Origin of the sequence: Chitinophaga deserti, assembly GCF_003149455.1 — a bacterium.
Lineage (GTDB): Bacteria > Bacteroidota > Bacteroidia > Chitinophagales > Chitinophagaceae > Chitinophaga > Chitinophaga deserti.
Genome location: NZ_QFFK01000009.1, coordinates 1 through 16,478, shown reverse-complemented (window position 1 = coordinate 16,478; position 16,478 = coordinate 1). Strand labels below are relative to the sequence as shown.

Annotated in this window: 17 protein-coding genes and 2 tRNA genes; 11 read left to right on the top strand and 8 right to left on the bottom strand. The window is 49.3% G+C overall.

Going from position 1 to position 16,478, the window contains the following annotated elements; all coding sequences use genetic code 11:
• Positions 1–52: 52 nt before the first annotated feature.
• Entirely contained in the window at positions 53–1,024 is a 972-nt protein-coding gene (locus DEV76_RS19840) for a sulfite exporter TauE/SafE family protein (RefSeq protein ID WP_109699685.1), read from the top strand.
• A 270-nt stretch (positions 1,025–1,294) separates the two neighbouring features.
• Here the strand turns inward: DEV76_RS19840 and fumC are convergent, their stop codons facing one another.
• The 4 genes from fumC to DEV76_RS19820 all read right to left on the bottom strand — a co-directional run bounded on the left by fumC (position 1,295) and on the right by DEV76_RS19820 (position 5,001).
• Positions 1,295–2,695, bottom strand: coding sequence for a class II fumarate hydratase (gene fumC / locus DEV76_RS19835; RefSeq protein ID WP_109699684.1), 1,401 nt, complete (start codon positions 2,693–2,695; stop codon positions 1,295–1,297).
• A gap of 42 nt (positions 2,696–2,737) precedes the next feature.
• Entirely contained in the window at positions 2,738–3,514 is a 777-nt protein-coding gene (locus DEV76_RS19830; RefSeq protein WP_109699683.1) for an enoyl-CoA hydratase/isomerase family protein, read from the bottom strand.
• A gap of 118 nt (positions 3,515–3,632) precedes the next feature.
• Positions 3,633–4,472: a hypothetical protein gene (locus DEV76_RS19825; protein WP_157963006.1), complete on the bottom strand. Its 840-nt coding sequence runs from the start codon at positions 4,470–4,472 to the stop codon at positions 3,633–3,635.
• Between the two features lie 109 nt (positions 4,473–4,581).
• Complete coding sequence (locus DEV76_RS19820; protein ID WP_109699681.1) at positions 4,582–5,001, bottom strand: cobalamin B12-binding domain-containing protein; 420 nt, start codon at positions 4,999–5,001, stop codon at positions 4,582–4,584.
• 101 nt (positions 5,002–5,102) lie between these two features.
• On the opposite strand from DEV76_RS19820, the gene DEV76_RS19815 reads away from it, so the two are divergent.
• On the top strand, positions 5,103–6,770 hold the full coding sequence (locus tag DEV76_RS19815) for a glutamine--tRNA ligase/YqeY domain fusion protein (protein ID WP_198652142.1): 1,668 nt from the start codon (positions 5,103–5,105) through the stop codon (positions 6,768–6,770).
• Between the two features lie 69 nt (positions 6,771–6,839).
• On the opposite strand, the gene gltX is transcribed toward DEV76_RS19815, so the two are convergent.
• Positions 6,840–8,369, bottom strand: a complete 1,530-nt coding sequence (gene gltX, locus DEV76_RS19810; protein WP_109699680.1) for a glutamate--tRNA ligase — start codon at positions 8,367–8,369, stop codon at positions 6,840–6,842.
• 55 nt (positions 8,370–8,424) lie between these two features.
• Here gltX and DEV76_RS19805 point away from each other — a divergent pair, with 55 nt between their 5' ends.
• Positions 8,425–9,039, top strand: coding sequence for a polysaccharide deacetylase family protein (locus tag DEV76_RS19805; protein WP_109699679.1), 615 nt, complete (start codon positions 8,425–8,427; stop codon positions 9,037–9,039).
• 77 nt (positions 9,040–9,116) lie between these two features.
• On the opposite strand, the gene DEV76_RS19800 is transcribed toward DEV76_RS19805, so the two are convergent.
• Positions 9,117–9,986, bottom strand: coding sequence for a hypothetical protein (locus DEV76_RS19800; protein ID WP_157963005.1), 870 nt, complete (start codon positions 9,984–9,986; stop codon positions 9,117–9,119).
• Positions 9,987–10,107: 121 nt separating this feature from the next.
• Between DEV76_RS19800 and DEV76_RS19795 the strand changes: the two genes are divergently transcribed.
• The 4 genes from DEV76_RS19795 (at position 10,108) to DEV76_RS19780 (ending at position 12,402) form a co-directional block, all read left to right on the top strand.
• Positions 10,108–10,878: a TatD family hydrolase gene (locus DEV76_RS19795; RefSeq protein WP_109699677.1), complete on the top strand. Its 771-nt coding sequence runs from the start codon at positions 10,108–10,110 to the stop codon at positions 10,876–10,878.
• A 42-nt stretch (positions 10,879–10,920) separates the two neighbouring features.
• Positions 10,921–11,955 (top strand): asparaginase, encoded by a 1,035-nt coding sequence (locus DEV76_RS19790; RefSeq protein ID WP_109699676.1) that lies wholly within the window; start codon positions 10,921–10,923, stop codon positions 11,953–11,955.
• Between the two features lie 43 nt (positions 11,956–11,998).
• Positions 11,999–12,244, top strand: a complete 246-nt coding sequence (locus DEV76_RS19785) for a YdeI/OmpD-associated family protein (RefSeq protein ID WP_198652141.1) — start codon at positions 11,999–12,001, stop codon at positions 12,242–12,244.
• A 71-nt stretch (positions 12,245–12,315) separates the two neighbouring features.
• Positions 12,316–12,402, top strand: a tRNA-Ser gene (locus DEV76_RS19780).
• Between the two features lie 393 nt (positions 12,403–12,795).
• On the opposite strand, the gene DEV76_RS19770 is transcribed toward DEV76_RS19780, so the two are convergent.
• Positions 12,796–13,128, bottom strand: coding sequence for a YegP family protein (locus tag DEV76_RS19770; protein WP_109699674.1), 333 nt, complete (start codon positions 13,126–13,128; stop codon positions 12,796–12,798).
• Between the two features lie 107 nt (positions 13,129–13,235).
• On the opposite strand from DEV76_RS19770, the gene DEV76_RS19765 reads away from it, so the two are divergent.
• On the top strand, positions 13,236–13,856 hold the full coding sequence (locus DEV76_RS19765) for a GyrI-like domain-containing protein (protein WP_109699673.1): 621 nt from the start codon (positions 13,236–13,238) through the stop codon (positions 13,854–13,856).
• On the opposite strand, the gene DEV76_RS19760 is transcribed toward DEV76_RS19765, so the two are convergent.
• Positions 13,849–14,754, bottom strand: coding sequence for a glutamate--tRNA ligase family protein (locus DEV76_RS19760; protein WP_109699672.1), 906 nt, complete (start codon positions 14,752–14,754; stop codon positions 13,849–13,851). The genes DEV76_RS19765 and DEV76_RS19760 overlap by 8 nt on opposite strands.
• Positions 14,755–14,824: 70 nt before the next feature.
• Here DEV76_RS19760 and DEV76_RS19755 point away from each other — a divergent pair.
• From DEV76_RS19755 to DEV76_RS19745, 3 genes are all read left to right on the top strand, one after another.
• Positions 14,825–14,898: transfer RNA gene (locus DEV76_RS19755), tRNA-Asp, on the top strand.
• 347 nt (positions 14,899–15,245) lie between these two features.
• On the top strand, positions 15,246–15,575 hold the full coding sequence (locus DEV76_RS19750; RefSeq protein WP_109699671.1) for a hypothetical protein: 330 nt from the start codon (positions 15,246–15,248) through the stop codon (positions 15,573–15,575).
• On the top strand, positions 15,568–16,329 hold the full coding sequence (locus DEV76_RS19745) for a hypothetical protein (protein ID WP_109699670.1): 762 nt from the start codon (positions 15,568–15,570) through the stop codon (positions 16,327–16,329). The genes DEV76_RS19750 and DEV76_RS19745 overlap by 8 nt, the downstream gene beginning before the upstream one ends.
• Positions 16,330–16,478 lie beyond the last annotated feature (149 nt).

The following is a 16,478-nucleotide window of genomic DNA, read 5'->3' as shown; positions in this document are numbered from 1 at the left end:
GGATTACATCTATTTTTAGTCCACAATTCCTGTAGACTTTATTATTTATTATATGTCGCATAATGAGGTGATCGATAAGGCGGAACAGCGCGTTGCTACCGATGCCACACAGCAGGTACTCATAGACCTCGTAAATGAGGATAACAAAAAGAGTTACTGGATCTGGGTGGCCATTGGCGTATCTGTGCTCGCGGTGGCAGCCGGACTTTGGTTCACCTATCACTATGGGATATCGCACGATGCGCAAACGCGTATTGCGCATGGAATTCAGAACGTGTTCACCAGCAAGCTCCTTTTCTTTATGGGAGTGGGGCTGATGGCCCAGATGATAGACGGGGCACTGGGCATGGCCTATGGCGCCACCTCCTCTTCCCTCCTGCTGGGCCTGGGTGTATCACCCGCTATGACCAGTACCAGTGTACATGTTGCCGAAGTATTTACCACCGGCGCCAGTGGTATTGCGCATTTCAAACTGGGCAACGTCAACAAGAAATTATTCCTCCACCTCCTCATCCCCGGCATGATCGGCGCTATAGCAGGCGCATGGCTGCTTTCTGATGTGATCGACGGGGATATCATTAAGCCGTTCATGAGTGCTTACCTCATGATCCTCGGCCTCCTCATCCTCCGTAAGGCATTACAGAAGCGCAGGCCTAAAAGCAAAACCAAACGCCTTGGCCCCCTCGCCTTCTTCGGCGGCTTCATGGACTCTATCGGCGGTGGCGGATGGGGCCCTATCGTTACTTCTACCCTGCTGGCCAAAGGCCGTACCGTTAACTATACCATCGGCTCCGTAAACGCAGCCGAATTCTTCATAGCAGCCTCCAGCGCAGGCACACTCCTGTTCTTCAATGGTGTAGACAGCTGGCAGGTTATCATTGGGCTCATCCTCGGTGGTGTAATCGCATCTCCCTTTGCCGCCATCCTCGTTAAAAAGATGAAGCGCAAGCCCCTCATGATTCTGGTAGCCGTACTGGTAATTGCCATGAGCCTCCGTACCATCGTTCTCGCCCTGATGAAGTAATCTTCATTTCAGTAATTTGCTTCCAACATCACACTAACATATCATGTTTGGCGAATTAGTTCGTCATATATTGTGTGCCGTATCCCTTAACCCAATACCTATTAGGTTTTCATGAACTTTTTTTATTCCGGCAACAGATGCTTGTTTTGATAATCCAGTCTGCTCCTGTAAGAGCGGGCCGGGTATGCTTTGCTTTCTCTGCTTATGATTCATAAAAAAAGGTTGTCCGCTACGGCAGACAACCTTTCCTTTTTATATCGTTCGATATACTTAGTCGATTTTACCAACCATGTTACCGGGGATCACCCAGGCATCGAATTCTTCGGGTGTTACATAACCCAGCTTCACCGCCATTTCCTTCAGGGTAGTGCCTTCCTTATGCGCGGTTTGCGCGATCTCGGCGGCTTTGTAGTAACCAATCTTGGTATTGAGGGCGGTTACCAGCATGAGGGAATTATCCACGTGCTTTTTGATGTTTTCCTCGATGGGTGCAAGACCTTCCGCGCACTTATCGTTGAAGCTTACGCAACCGTCGCCGATGAGGCGTGCGGAGTGGAGGAAGTTGTAGATCATCATGGGTTTGAACACATTCAGTTCGAAGTGGCCGGTGGCGCCGCCAATGTTGATGGCTACGTCGTTACCCAGTACCTGTGCTGCGATCATGGTGAGGGCCTCACACTGGGTGGGGTTCACTTTACCGGGCATGATGGAAGAACCGGGTTCGTTATCGGGGATGAAGAGTTCACCGATACCGGAACGGGGACCGGAGCTGAGCATACGGATATCGTTCGCGATCTTCATGAGGCTCACCGCTACTGTTTTCAGTGCGCCGTGTGCTTCCACGATGGCATCGTGTGCTGCCAGTGATTCGAATTTATTTTCTGCTGTAACGAAAGGCAGGCCGGTAAGGTCCGCGATTTTCTTTGCTACGTTTACGGCATAACCTTCAGGAGTATTGATACCGGTACCTACGGCAGTGCCACCCAGTGCCAGTTCAGACAGGTGCGCCAGGGTGTTGTTGATAGCACGCAGGCCATGATCCAGCTGGGAAACATACCCGCTGATCTCCTGACCCAATGTGAGCGGGGTGGCATCCATGAAGTGGGTACGCCCGATCTTCACGATGTGCATGTATTCCTTCGATTTGGCAGCGAGGGTATTGCGGAGCTTCGTGATGCCGGGGATGGTTACTTCCACGAGCATTTTGTAAGCCGCGATGTGCATGGCGGTGGGGAAAGTATCGTTGGAAGACTGTGATTTGTTCACGTCATCGTTGGGATGCAGTACTTTATCCTTATCGGTGAGCTGGCCGCCGTTGATGACGTGAGCGCGGTAGGCTACCACTTCGTTCACGTTCATGTTAGACTGTGTGCCGGAGCCGGTTTGCCAAACTACAAGGGGGAACTCATTGTCGAGTTTGCCTTCGAGAATTTCGTCGCACGCTTTGCCGATGAGGGCGGCTTTCTCTGCGGGCAGTACGCCAGCGTCCTGGTTAGTGAGGGCAGCGGCTTTCTTCAGGTAAGCGAAGGCTTTGATGATTTCCTTCGGCATTTTATTGATGTCCTGGGCTATCCTGAAATTGTCGATGGAACGTTGGGTTTGTGCGCCGAAATATGCATTGGCAGGCACTTTCACCTCGCCCATCGTGTCTTTCTCTATCCTGAAATCCATAATACTGTTTATTTTGGACCGTAAAGTTACAGAACCTCCGGTTTATTCTCCTTTGAAATTAGGTGTACGTTTCTCAATAAATGCGGTAGCGCCTTCTTTCAGGTCTTTCGTACCAAAGGAGGCGGCAAATTCGGTGATCTCTGTCTCGAAGCCATTTTCATCATACCGGAAGTAAGAATTCACGCATTTGATAACACGGGCTACTGCCAGCGGGGCTTTGCCGTGGATCTTCTGCAACAGTTCCCTTGTTTTGGGCAGTAGCTCTTCCGGAGTGGTTACGTGGTTTACCAGCCCCCACTTCAGGGCTTCTTCCGCGTTGAGCATATCCCCCGTGAGCATCAGCTCCAGGGCCTTCCCTTTACCGATGAGCCTCGTAAGCCGTTGGGTGCCTCCGTAGCCGGGGATGATGCCGAGGTTTACTTCTGGCTGTCCGAAGCGGGCATTGTTACTGGCCAGCCTGAAATGGCAGGCCATAGCAAGCTCGCACCCGCCACCGAGGGCAAACCCGTTTACCGCTGCCACTATGGGCTTATGACAGTCTTCAATTCGCTGGAAAATGGTATGCCCTACCTTCGACAGTTCTTCTCCCTGCTCGGTAGTTAGCTTCGGGAACTCGGATATGTCTGCCCCGGCAATAAACGCCTTGGGGCCGCTGCCGGTAATGAGGGCAGCAAAAACCCCGTCGTTCTTATATACTTCATCCACCGCCAGCGCCAGCTCATTCATTACTTCGCGGTTGATGGCGTTCAATTTGTCTGGCCGGTTGATGGTGATCTCCAGTATGCCGTTGTTCAGTTCAGTGCTGATGGTATTATACATATGGCAAGATGTTTTGATTCGGTATGATCCGGCTAATTTAAGTTTATTGAAGGGCACCGGGAAATAAAAAGGCGCCCCCTTGCGGAGACGCCTTTCTCTATAGTTGGCTAAAGTTCTGTTAATCAACTATTTCAGTTCTTTTTTCAATGATCACCTTCGTGCCTTTGCGGTACTCGGTGGTGGTGGTTTTCTGCGTTTTGTGATGTTTTTTGATACCGAAATTATAGCTCAGCGTTACGAACATCATATTGGCTTTCAGGTTCTTATACGGCTGGGTCTTTACGCCGTCAATAGTTTCAGTGAAGTCACTATTATAAAAGTTGTTCAGGTAATACTGGCCTTTTATGCCAAAGGCAGGGCCGAAGCGGAAGCCGGCAAAGAGGGATGGCATGAACAGATCCGTACGGTCGCTGAACCATTCGTTGAACTTGGTTTTCTTATCTCCGTCGAGGAAATACTTCTCCTTATAGTTAAACGCCATGTCGTATTCCCCGCCGAAGAAGAGGAAGGTACCGCTGCGGAGGTCACCGATCTTGATACCTACGGGAACGCCCAGGGTATATACACGCTGCTTCAGTTTCACGGAGTCGTTTGGCTTGGAAATAAGACCTATATTCTTGATATTCAAGCCACTAAAGATACCGATGTTATTATTGAAGTCGTAGTTGTAGTTGGTTCCGATATTAAAGAACAGGGTGAAGCGGGGCACGTTACGCACGCGCTCGTCGTTGTTCTTTACATTGGCGAAAGAGAGCAGGGCGCCGTTGCCACCTGCGGTTACATATCCTTTACCGGGCTTGGGCGGAGCGTAGATGTGGAAGTGGTAGCTCACTTTCTTTTTGGTTTCCGTGGTAACCACGGTGGTATCTGCCTTGGTAGTAGATGTTTCTTCCTGGGCATAAAGGGTGGTTGCTGCGGTAAGGGGCAGGCAAAGCATTGCGTAGCGGACTAATTTCATGATGGTTTCTACTTTACTGGTTAAGGATGGAGGACTGCCGCATTTTTGCGCCTGTTATGCTGCCGTCCGTAATGAAGACGAACGTGTTTCTGAAAAGTTTCAAAAAAAGTTAAAATTCCCGATGCTCACGGGTCCAGCTGTCTATATAATCCGCAATTTCACGGGTATGGGTACCGGGAGGGAAGAGTTTTCCTACGCCCAGGGCGTATAATTCCTTCATATCCGCATCGGGGATGATGCCCCCGCCGGTGAGCAGCACATCATCCATCCCTTTATCCTTCATGAGGGCAATGATCTTGGGGAATACGGTCATATGCGCACCGGAAAGGATGCTGACGCCGATGGCATCCACGTCTTCCTGCAGGGCGGCGTTTACCACCATTTCGGGCGTTTGCCGCAGGCCGGTATAGATCACTTCCATCCCCGCATCGCGGAGGGCGGAGGCTATGACCTTGGCGCCGCGGTCGTGGCCATCAAGACCAACTTTAGCTACCAGTACACGGATGGGACGTTGATTCGGGTTGACCATATTTCGAATTATTGGATTGTAAATGTAGTATTTTCCCCGAAAGTGCGGCAAAAGCGTGTTTTCAATTATATTACCTTTGCATTTCGGATAAATTGCCAATTATGAGCGAAGAAAGATCACTGAATTTCCTGGAACAGATCGTAGAAGAAGATATTGCCAACGGTGTTAACGGCGGAAGGATACACACACGCTTCCCCCCCGAGCCTAACGGTTACCTCCATATCGGGCATGCCAAAAGCATCTGCCTCAATTTCGGCCTCGCTAAGAAATACGGCGGGCAAACGAACCTCCGGTTCGACGATACCAATCCTGTTACGGAAGACACCGAGTACGTGGATTCCATCAAAGAAGATATTAAATGGCTCGGATTCGACTGGGCCAATGAGCTATATGCCTCCGATTACTTTGAGCAGCTGTATGGCTTTGCCGTGCAACTGATCGAAAATGGCCTCGCCTATGTGGACGATTCCACCGCCGCTGAGATCGCTGCCCTGAAAGGCACGCCTACCGAGCCGGGGAAGGATAGCCCCTACCGCAGCCGCAGCGTGGAAGAGAACCTCCGCCTGTTTAGTGAAATGCGGGAAGGTAAGTATCCCGATGGCGCCAAGGTACTCCGTGCAAAGGTAGACATGGCATCTCCCAACATGCATATGCGCGACCCTATCATGTACCGCATCAAGCATGCCCATCACCACCGCACCGGTGATGCCTGGAGCATTTACCCTATGTACGACTTCGCACACGGGCAGAGCGACAGCATCGAGCAGATCACCCATTCCATCTGCACACTGGAATTTATCCCCCACCGCCCGCTGTACGACTGGTTCATACAGCAGCTGGGTATTTTCCCCTCCCACCAGTACGAATTTGCACGCCTGAACCTCACGTATACCGTGATGAGTAAGCGCAAGCTGCTGCAACTGGTGAATGAGAACATCGTTACCGGCTGGGACGATCCCCGTATGCCAACTATTGCTGCATTCCGCCGCCGTGGCTATACGCCTTCCAGCATCCGTACTTTTGCAGAAAGAGTAGGTATCCAGAAGCGTGATAACATGATTGAGCTGGGCCTGCTGGAATTCTGCATCCGTGAGGAGCTGAATAAATCCGCCAACCGGGTTATGGCTGTGCTGGATCCCATTAAGCTGGTTATTACCAACTACCCCGATAACCAGACGCTGGAATTAGATGCAGAGAACAATCCTGAAGATGCTGCTGCAGGCTCCCGTAAGGTTACCTTCAGCAAAACCCTCTGGATAGAGCGGGAAGATTTCATGGAGAACCCGCCCAAGAAGTTCTTCCGCCTTGGTGTGGGCCTGAAGGTGCGCCTGAAGTACGCTTACATCGTAGAGTGCACCGGCTTCGAGAAAGATGCCGATGGTAATGTGACCACCGTATTCGCTTCCTACATTCCGGAAAGCTTATCCGGATCGGAAGGCAGCACCATGAGCGTGAAAGGTACCATCCACTGGGTGAGCACCGAGCATGCTAAAGAAGCGGAAGTACGCCTGTACGACCGCCTTTTCACTGTAGAAAACCCTGCAGGAGAAGAAGGTGACTTCAAGGATATGATCAACCCCAATTCTCTGGAAATCATTCAAAAGGCGTACATCGAGCCGGTACTGGCCGACGCTAAACCGGGAGACCGTTACCAGTTCCTCCGCAAAGGTTATTTCGTGGCTGATTACGATTCTACCGCTGAACGCCCTGTGTTCAACAGAACCGTAACCCTGAAAGATACCTGGGCTAAAGAAGTGAAGAAAGCATAATCTTCAACATACTGAATAGAAAAAGGCCATCCTCACCGGATGGCCTTTTTTATATACTATAAGATTGAATTATTTCAGCAGATCGAGTGCGAGTGCAATACGGTCGATCGTTTCGTTCTTACCGATTGTTGCTGCGATATCGAATACGGGAGGGCCGAATTTACCACCGCAAAGCATAATGCGGAAGGGCAGTTGCAGTTCTCCGGGCTTAATACCCTTTGCTGCTGCCAGTGCCTTGAAACCTTCTTCCAGTGCGGCGGAAGAGAAATCTTCCTGATTCAGCAGGGAAGCAATCCATTCTGTGAAAAAGGCCTGCTTATCCGCATTCCATTTAGGCTTAACGGCATCGAGGTCGTATTGCAGCGGGCGAACGAAGAAGAAGAAACCGTGGTCCCAGATCTCGTTCACAAACTGGCAGCGCTCCTTCACCATGCCGGCAATCTTTTCTACATAAGCCGGTTCTGCAATTACTCCTTTCGCTTCGAGGATAGGGAGGAATAACTGCATCAGACGATCGTTGCCCGTACGCTGAATCCATTGGTGGTTGAACCATTTGGCTTTATCGTAATCGAACTTGGCGCCGCCTTTATGCACGCGGGAGATGGAGAATTTCTCTACCAGCTCATCCAGCGTAAATATCTCCTGACCGGAACCATCGTTCCAGCCCAGCATAGCCAGCATATTGATGAATGCTTCGGGCAGGAAACCGTTTTCACGGAAGCCCTGCGTCAGCGTGTTCTCTTTAGGATCGGTCCAGTTCATGGCATACACCGGGAAGCCGAGGCGGTCGCCATCGCGCTTGGAGAGCTTGCCATTGCCATCGGGCTTCAGGATGAGCGGGAGGTGTGCCCATTGCGGCATTTCCTTTTCCCAGCCCAGGTTCTTCCAGAGCAGGATGTGTACAGGGGCGGAAGGCAGCCACTCTTCTCCACGGAAGGCATGGGTGATCTTCATCAGGTAATCATCCACCACCACTGCGAGGTGATAAGTAGGCATGCCATCGGCCTTCAGCAGTACTTTATCGTCTACCAGCGTAGTCTGGAAAGTAACATCTCCACGGATCATATCGGTGAAGGTTACTTCTTCGTTCTCCGGCATTTTTATACGGACAACATGCGGGGTTCCTTTTTCGAGGAGCTCCTTTACTGCTGCCGGTTCCATATTGAGGGAGTTGCGCATGGTGCTGCGCACGGCATGGTTGTATTGAGGGGAATGGTTGCCACGGGCGCGTTCTACTTCACGCATGGCTTCCAGCTCTTCAGGGGTATCGAAGGCATAGTAGGCATGACCGGCAGCTACCAGTTGCTCGGCGTACTGGCGGTACATGGGTTTACGCTCGGATTGGCGGTAAGGGCCGTAAGGACCACCCTTGAGGGGGCTTTCGTCCGGTTCCAGTCCGCACCAGCGGAGGCATTCCACGATATATTCTTCGGCGCCGGGCACAAAGCGTGTCTGGTCCGTGTCTTCGATGCGGAGGATAAACTCACCGTTATGCTGGCGGGCAAAGAGGTAATTGAACAGCACTGTGCGAACGCCGCCCAGGTGAAGTCCGCCCGTAGGGCTTGGCGCAAAGCGCACCCTTACTTTATTCTGACTCATACGGCGCAAAAATAATAATTTCGGGGCAGGGAACGATCACGCTAATCCGCTTAACATGTTCTATTTTACGAAAACACCCGGACTTCTCAAGTCGCTATACAAAAGCTGTATCTGGAATTTCTCCCCCGCCGTACCGGCAGTTTACCTCACTTTTGACGATGGCCCCCATCCCAAAGCCACCCCTTTCGTGCTGGAACAACTGAAGAAGTATGGTGCGAAAGCCACCTTTTTCTGCATTGGTAAAAATGTGGTGGAGCAGCCGGAGATCTATCAGCAGATTCTGCTCGACGGGCATTCCGTCGGGAATCATACCCACAACCACCTCAACGGCTGGAAGACTGCAACGGATAAATACGTGGCCAACATTAAAGAGGCAGCCCAATACATCCGGTCTAATCTCTTCAGGCCGCCTTACGGGCGTATTTCTCCCTTCCAGATAAAGGAGCTGAAGAAGGATTACCGCATTATTATGTGGGACGTGCTGAGCGGGGATTTTGATACGGAGATCACCGGCGAAACCTGTCTTCAGAATGTTGTGTTTAAACTGCAGCCTGGCTCCATTGTGGTGTTCCACGACAGTGAAAAAGCCTGGGACCGTATGAGCTACGCCCTACCCCGTATACTGGAGCATTGCAAACGGCAGGGCTGGGAAGTGAAGGCTATCGTATAAACTGAGACTGATATAAATGCCAACGCCGCATGCCTTTCGGGACATGCGGCGTTGTTATACCGGTGAAGCCTGACGGATTAGTGCTTCAGGATGATTTCTTTGGCTTTGTCGCCAATAGTGAGGAGGGCCTTGTTGTCGCACTCTCCGGAACCATAGTTCAGCTTACCGCTGTGCGCGTTGAGCGTAACGGAGATTTCACCGGCCTGAATATATTTGCAGATCACCTCGCGCTGGAGAGGGCTGGTAATGGTAACAGTGGAAACACCGAGGCTGTCGGTCAGCACCGCGTTACCTGTCATTTCATATTTATCATCTCTCAGGGAAGGAGTACCGCCACCACCGATCTGGGTAATGGTACGGGTACCGGTGTAAGTGGCCGTGTAGCCGGTGGGGAAGGTTACCTTACCGTTGGTTACGGTGTAGTGGTATTTATCTTTACCGGTACCGAAAGCTTCGGTTCTGATGGTGAGTGTACCTTCTACTTTAATACCGTTTACGTAGTAGTTCTCGAAAGTAACGGTAGCGTCGGAATTCAGGAACCAGAAGAGCTTCTTGAGGGCAATCTTGATTTTACCTTTGCGGATGGTGCCATGGCCATCGGTGCAACCGGCGCCAAAGTCGATGGTGAGGGTTTTAGGAAATGTGGTCAAATCGCCCGGTATAAGTTCCACATTGCCATAGCAAACCTGTACATCAGCCTGAACGGGAGCTTTACGGCCACCGGGAGGCAGTTCGCGGGAGTTGTAGTCGAGGGCGGAAGAGAATACGTCTTCGTATATAGCGTTTACGGTAGCTTCTGAAGTTGCGGCGAAAATGGTAGCGTTATCTTTTGTTTCATCACCACCTGTTTTGGCATCGTCTTTCTTACAGGCGAAGAAAATTGTGATGGCTCCGATGGCCAGCGCGGTGATGGACAGCACCTTGTTCGTGTTAAAATAGTGTTTCATCATTGAAGGTTTTATAGGTATTGGCTTTATGAGACTGTACCTTTGATGGAAGGTTTAAGTCCAGATATTAGGATTTTCTCAAAATTAAAGATAAACAATTAACTGAAAAAAACAATATATAATGAACTGGATTGACACCCACGCCCATTTATACTCCGAGGAATTTGACGCAGACCGCCCCGAGATGGTGGATCGCGCCATCCGCCAGGGCGTAGGCACCATGTTGATGCCCAATATCGACGAAGATTCCATTGGGGGTATGCTGGCACTGGAAGCGGCTTTCCCGGACCATTGCCTCCCCATGATGGGGCTGCATCCCGTTTACGTGAAAGAAAACGTGGAAGAGCAGCTGGCTATTGTGCGGAAGTGGCTGGAAGCACGGAATTTTTGGGGGGTGGGCGAGATTGGACTGGATTTTTACTGGGATCAGACCTACCGGGAGCAGCAATACGAAGCTTTCCGCAGGCAGATAGGGATGGCCCTGGAATTTGGGCTGCCCATCGCCATACACAGCCGCGAAGCTACCCGTGCCTGTATAGATGTGGTGAAAGAACTGCATAACGGAAGCCTCACCGGCGTGTTCCATTGCTTCTCCGGCACTAAGGAAGAGGCGGAAGAAATTATAGAGATGGGCTTCTACCTCGGCATCGGCGGTGTGGTAACATTTAAGAAAGCCGGGCTGGATACTTTGGTGGCAGATTTACCGATGGAACATCTTGTATTGGAGACGGATGCGCCCTACCTCGCACCTGTTCCTTATCGTGGTAAACGCAACGAAAGCAGCTACCTCCCGCTGGCAGCGCAAAGGATCGCAGATGTAAAAAATCTAAAAATTGAGGATGTGGCTGCAATTACCACTGCCAATGCACAAAAATTATTCAAAATGCTCTAACTGATTAGTCGATACATTTGCATGCAATTCTTATAGCGTTACATGACGAAAATTCTCATCATCTATACCGGGGGCACCGTGGGGATGATTTACGACGAAAAGACGACCGCGCTGCGGCCCATTGGTTTTAATGAGATCAGGAATAACCTTCCCGAGCTTTACCGGATGGGAATTGATTTTTACGTATATGCCTTCAATCCCGCGATGGATTCGTCAGACATGCATCCCGATGTATGGTCCGAGCTCGCAGGTATTATCGAAGACCGGTACGACAGATACGATGGCTTCGTGATCCTCCACGGGTCGGACACTATGGCGTTTACCGCCTCTGCACTGAGCTATATGCTCGAAAATCTTTCCAAGCCCGTGATCCTTACCGGCAGTCAGCTGCCTATCGGCAAGATCCGTACGGATGCGAAAGAGAACATCATCACCGCCATGGAAATAGCCAGCACCAAGGCCAACGGTCATTGTATGGTACCCGAAGTATGCATTTACTTCGACTTCATGCTTTTCCGCGGCAACCGTGCCAAGAAGTACAACGCCGAGAAATTTGAAGCGTTCTATTCCATGAACTACCCTGCCCTTGCAGAAGCCGGTATCGATATCAAATACAAGCAGAACTACATTTTACCCGCGCCAACAAAGGAACTGAAAGTGCACAAGAGCATGGATCCGAACATTGGCGTGCTTAAGATATTCCCGGGTATTACCCGCAGGGCAGTAGAAGCCATCGTGAATACGCCCGGTATGCGCGGCCTGCTCCTCGAAACCTTCGGCAGTGGTAACGCCACCACCCAATCGTGGTTCACGGACTGCCTGCAGAAGGCGGCAGACAAAGGGATAATTATGGTCGACATTACCCAGTGCGACGGTGGATCAGTAGAGCTCGGTAAATACGAGACCTCCACTCACCTGCAGAAGATTGGTGTGGTAAGCGGGCATGATATGACCTTTGAAGCGGCCACCACCAAACTGATGTTCCTCCTTGGCCAGAATATACCTCCTGAAGAGATCAAACGGCTGATAGAAGAGCCTTTGCGCGGGGAGCTTACTCCTTCGGAAACGGTTGTTTAACAGGGCAGATATTATTAATTTTGGGTAGATAAAACCCAAGGCCATGCAGAAAGATTTCAGTACCCTGAAGCGCCCCCTGCACCCGATGCCCGCATTCATTGGCGAGGCGCTACAGCAGGCAGGACTTTATGAGCATTATGAAAGCCGTCCACCCTACCAGCAGAACGATTACATTTCCTGGATATCCCGGGCTAAGCGGGAGGAAACGCAGCAGAAGCGGCTTCGGCAGATGCTGGATGAGCTGAAAAAGGGCGGGGTGTATATGAAGATGCGCTGGAACGGCAAATAATTGAGGAAAATAATTGGAATTATTCAACAAAAAGCTATCTTTGCAACCCTGAATTGAATAATTCAACCGCCGGAGGGGTGCAGGAGTGGTTGAACTGGCACGCCTGGAAAGTGTGTATAGGTGAAAGCCTATCAAGGGTTCGAATCCCTTCTCCTCCGCAAGCTTTAAATGCTCATTGACTTCGGTCTTTGGGCATTTTTTGGTTTAGGACATCTTCACTTTCTTTTCCTCCCCGGAACCAGTATCCCAGTAAGTTGTATAGCCCGATACAGACGATGATAAATATGATGCCTCCCATAATCATTACGGGTAGCATCAACAGATCAAATATATCAAAGGAAGATATCTCAGGACTAATTGCATTCATGGTAAAGGGGATACTATTCTATACCGCATGTATATCATGCTCATATTTTCTGCTCCAGTACAGCGTTTTGCTTTATGCATTTGAAATGGCGAAATGCAACTCCTGAAAAGAAGAAGCACTCACCTATTACGAAATGCAATAAATGAGTGCCTGCTAATTATTTCATTTGCTGCAGTCTGCCGGATTAAGCAGTCTGATCATCTACTTCCGCATCGGGCGCATTCTTCTTCACAGAATCTATGCCCCCATCGCGGCCGGACTCAGACGCATATTGCTGGCTGGTACCTACAATCTGGCCATTGGCGGCTTTGAGGTTGAAGTAGAATTTCCCTCCTGCGTTGGTTTTCTTTTCATAACGCTCATCGAGGCGGCCGTTGTTCCTTACGGAATCAATACCGTTCTGGCAGGCTGCTTTAGAGGAATAGCCTTCGCTGGTAAGAATGGTTTCTCCGTTACCGGCTTTCAGGTTAAACTGAAATTCACCGTCAGATCTTTTGGTGATGACGAATTTGCTCATAGGATGTTGTTTTAGTAAAATGGAAGTTAATAAAAATATTTTACCATTGCTCCTGACATAAGGTTGTCAGCCCCCTGAATTTACTTGCACTCAAACAGCACCCCCTTATGGAAAAACTGGACCTTACTAAAAAGTACAAGACCTATTACAACGCCGCTTCCAAACCCGAAATAGTGGACATTGGCCCCGCCCGCTACCTTTCCCTCACCGGCACCGGCGACCCTTCCGGCGAAGATTTCTCCAACCGTGTAGGGGCACTCTACCCTGTTGCCTATGCTATTAAATTCCGTTGTAAGGCCCGTGGTAATGATTTTACCGTAGCCAAACTGGAAGGCCAGTGGTGGTTTGATCATGCGGCGCATCCCGGGCTTACCATGGCCGATGCCCCTGCGAAGGTGCCCCGCAGTGAATGGTCGTACAGGTTACTCATCCGGCTGCCGGAATTTGTAACGGAGGAAGACATTGCTGCAGGTATTGCCGCCGCTAAGGAAAAAGGTGTTTCGCTGGCTGCGGATATTCAGCCATTTGAGATGCATGAAGGTAAAAGCCTGCAGATGATGCATAAAGGAGCGTTCAGCCGCGAAGGGGAAACCCTGGCAGTGATGCACGACTATATGGTAGCCCATAACCTCTCCCACAACGGGTTACATCATGAAATTTACTTATCTGATTTCAGGAAAACTGCGGAAGACAAGCTGAAAACCATCCTCCGGGAGCCGATTAAATAATCACCCCTTCCCTTTCCAGCAATAATTTGCCCAGCGCCCGCACATCCTGCAGCGCTGCGGCTTTATCAAACACCTTTGCCACAGCAGTACAGATGGCTGCGGGAGGCATTCCCAATGCCCGCATATGGCGAATAGAGGTATCTCCTGCCGATTTAGAGAGCTTTTGCCCTGTAGGGCCTTCGATTAAGGGGTGATGCCAGAAAAGGGTATCAGGAAACGGATTATGTGGCAGCAGGGATGCCAGGTAGAGCTGTCCGAGCGTGGAAGGCAGGAGATCCTCTCCCCTTACCACGAGATCGGCACCATAGAAAAGATCGTCTGCCACAGAAGCCAGCTGATAAGCCGGGTCGCCATTCTTTTTACGGATCACAAAATCGTACATAGATGGGGGCAGCGGCATTGGGGGAAGCGGCTTGCCGAGGGAGCGCATGGTAATCAGTGTATCCGGCTCAGTGCGTAACCTCCAGGCTACGCCCGGCTGGTTAAGGGGGATGTTCTTGTGGCGGCACGCCCCGTCGTACACTCCGTTCTGCAATTGGGCACGGGAGCAGTCGCAGGCGAATACGCGGCCTGTATCTGTCAGTAACCCCAGCATCCGGTGGTACTCCTCCATCCGCAGGGACTGGGACCAGTTTGCGGAGAAATCGGCTGTATTGCGGGGGCCGTTGCTCCAGGGGATCTGCATGTATTCCAGCGTTTGGAATATATCATCCAGATATTCCGGGCGCACTCTTTCCCTGTCGAGATCATCGATACGGAGAAGGACCCGGGCATTGAAGTGCTCCGCCAATACAATAGTAGCCGCAAACGACAGCAGATTACCCACATGCAGGAATCCGCTGGGCGTTGGGGCCAGGCGGGTAAGGGTTGCAGTGAGGGACGTGTCGGGTTGCGGCATAATTTTTTTTGAGATTGATTTGTAAAATTACAAGACTTGTCGCTATATTTGCAACCCGGTTAACGGAAATGGATCGGTAGTTCAGTCGGTTAGAATGCCGCCCTGTCACGGCGGAGGTCGCGGGTTCGAGTCCCGTCCGGTCCGCAGAAATTTTAGAGACCCGCGCTATGCGCGGGTTTTCTGTTTTTAGGTGAGTATTTAGTCGAGTTCCCTTTTGTTTTCAATGATCTTTACGGAGGTTAACGTGATTGTTTGAACAAATTAGCATTATTTTATAAGACCTTAGTATTTGATTTGACTTAGGAGTTCTAAAACACTATCTTTTGGCTTTCCATAATAACCTCGGATTAACATTTGATCTCTTCACGAATTGTACATTCGCACCCATCATTAAGTAACGTAGCATGTAGTTTACTTAAGTGCTTAAAAATATATTAACTTGAACTTGCAAGACCCACTATACCTCCATATTAATTTACAAAATACCCTAAATGGATATTGACCAAATTATTAAACGAATTGACGAGGTCCATAAACAAAACAGGACAACTGAGATTCTACTATTACTCGGAACTGCAGCTCTCTTTTTATGTGGAATAGCTTGTTTTATCATTGCGATTGTAAAACAAGAATACGCTTGGGGTACACCTCCTCTTGTGACTACGGGATTACTATATTTTCCTCTAAAAGAGATTAAAGACTTAAGGAAAAAGAACATTGCATTAGCGACTGCGCCAGCATTAATAAGCACACTTCCCAAAGCCAAAGCAGCAGAAGAAATTTCTAAATTACTTCAAAATCTATTTGGAAATAATGAGTGAGAATAAGGATAAAACCAAATTGTTCCTGGAACAGCTACTTTCTGAAATCCACAAGGAACAAGCAAAAGAAACCAGCTCGACTGGGGAGTCATATCTTATTGGTCAAGATGGACAACTTTTAGGCAAGTTTACGGGTAAATACGACAGTGATTCTATTTTCAATAAATATGGACCATATGGTAGTAAGTACAGCACAACAAGTATATTCAACAAGTACTCGCAATATGGAAGTAAGTACGGTTCCTTCAGTATTCACAACCCGTATTGTAGTACTCCTCCTAAACTATATATAAAAGGAAAGTTTGCAGGACACGTTACAGTCAATAAATATGTTTCTGACCAGATACCAACTGAGACATTTTTGTACTTATTAAAGGATGATCCAGATGCTCTGTTAACCGGAAAATTCGATCTAAAGGAAAGCGATATACGTTCCAAATACGGAGAGTCATACATAATTGCGAATGATGGACAATTTCTTGGAAAGCTAACGTCAAATGAATTTGATAATGATTCCCTTTTAAACGAATTTGGGCCATTTGGAAGTGAGTTCTCTCCCACATCAATCTTTAACGAATTTGGAACATACGGAAGTGAGTTTTCCGGGATGAGTCCGTTCAATGAGTTTTCAAGCACCCCTCCTAGAATCTATGTAAATGGGAAGCTATACGGGTATTTGACTGAAAATGAACTTCTAGCAGGAAAGAAAATTAAACCAAAGGGAATTAAACAATGGATAAAGGATAATTTTTAACGAGCTGTTTTCTACATTTTCTGGCACTATCTCATTAACTGTGTAAACATAGAAAATCGGAGTTTCGTATTTGTACCTATAACTTGATTCTATTTTCAAAAATAGTTAAAAACTGATGGAGGACAACGCCCCAGTTCCTAATAGGCATA

Coding starts and splice junctions, on each gene's coding strand:
- DEV76_RS19840 (WP_109699685.1), top strand. CDS start 53: ATGTCGCATAATGAGGTGATCGATAAGGCGGAACAGCGCGTTGCTACC.
- fumC (WP_109699684.1), bottom strand. CDS start 2,695: ATGGATTTCAGGATAGAGAAAGACACGATGGGCGAGGTGAAAGTGCCT.
- DEV76_RS19830 (WP_109699683.1), bottom strand. CDS start 3,514: ATGTATAATACCATCAGCACTGAACTGAACAACGGCATACTGGAGATC.
- DEV76_RS19825 (WP_157963006.1), bottom strand. CDS start 4,472: ATGAAATTAGTCCGCTACGCAATGCTTTGCCTGCCCCTTACCGCAGCA.
- DEV76_RS19820 (WP_109699681.1), bottom strand. CDS start 5,001: ATGGTCAACCCGAATCAACGTCCCATCCGTGTACTGGTAGCTAAAGTT.
- DEV76_RS19815 (WP_198652142.1), top strand. CDS start 5,103: ATGAGCGAAGAAAGATCACTGAATTTCCTGGAACAGATCGTAGAAGAA.
- gltX (WP_109699680.1), bottom strand. CDS start 8,369: ATGAGTCAGAATAAAGTAAGGGTGCGCTTTGCGCCAAGCCCTACGGGC.
- DEV76_RS19805 (WP_109699679.1), top strand. CDS start 8,425: ATGTTCTATTTTACGAAAACACCCGGACTTCTCAAGTCGCTATACAAA.
- DEV76_RS19800 (WP_157963005.1), bottom strand. CDS start 9,986: ATGAAACACTATTTTAACACGAACAAGGTGCTGTCCATCACCGCGCTG.
- DEV76_RS19795 (WP_109699677.1), top strand. CDS start 10,108: ATGAACTGGATTGACACCCACGCCCATTTATACTCCGAGGAATTTGAC.
- DEV76_RS19790 (WP_109699676.1), top strand. CDS start 10,921: ATGACGAAAATTCTCATCATCTATACCGGGGGCACCGTGGGGATGATT.
- DEV76_RS19785 (WP_198652141.1), top strand. CDS start 11,999: ATGCAGAAAGATTTCAGTACCCTGAAGCGCCCCCTGCACCCGATGCCC.
- DEV76_RS19770 (WP_109699674.1), bottom strand. CDS start 13,128: ATGAGCAAATTCGTCATCACCAAAAGATCTGACGGTGAATTTCAGTTT.
- DEV76_RS19765 (WP_109699673.1), top strand. CDS start 13,236: ATGGAAAAACTGGACCTTACTAAAAAGTACAAGACCTATTACAACGCC.
- DEV76_RS19760 (WP_109699672.1), bottom strand. CDS start 14,754: ATGCCGCAACCCGACACGTCCCTCACTGCAACCCTTACCCGCCTGGCC.
- DEV76_RS19750 (WP_109699671.1), top strand. CDS start 15,246: ATGGATATTGACCAAATTATTAAACGAATTGACGAGGTCCATAAACAA.
- DEV76_RS19745 (WP_109699670.1), top strand. CDS start 15,568: ATGAGTGAGAATAAGGATAAAACCAAATTGTTCCTGGAACAGCTACTT.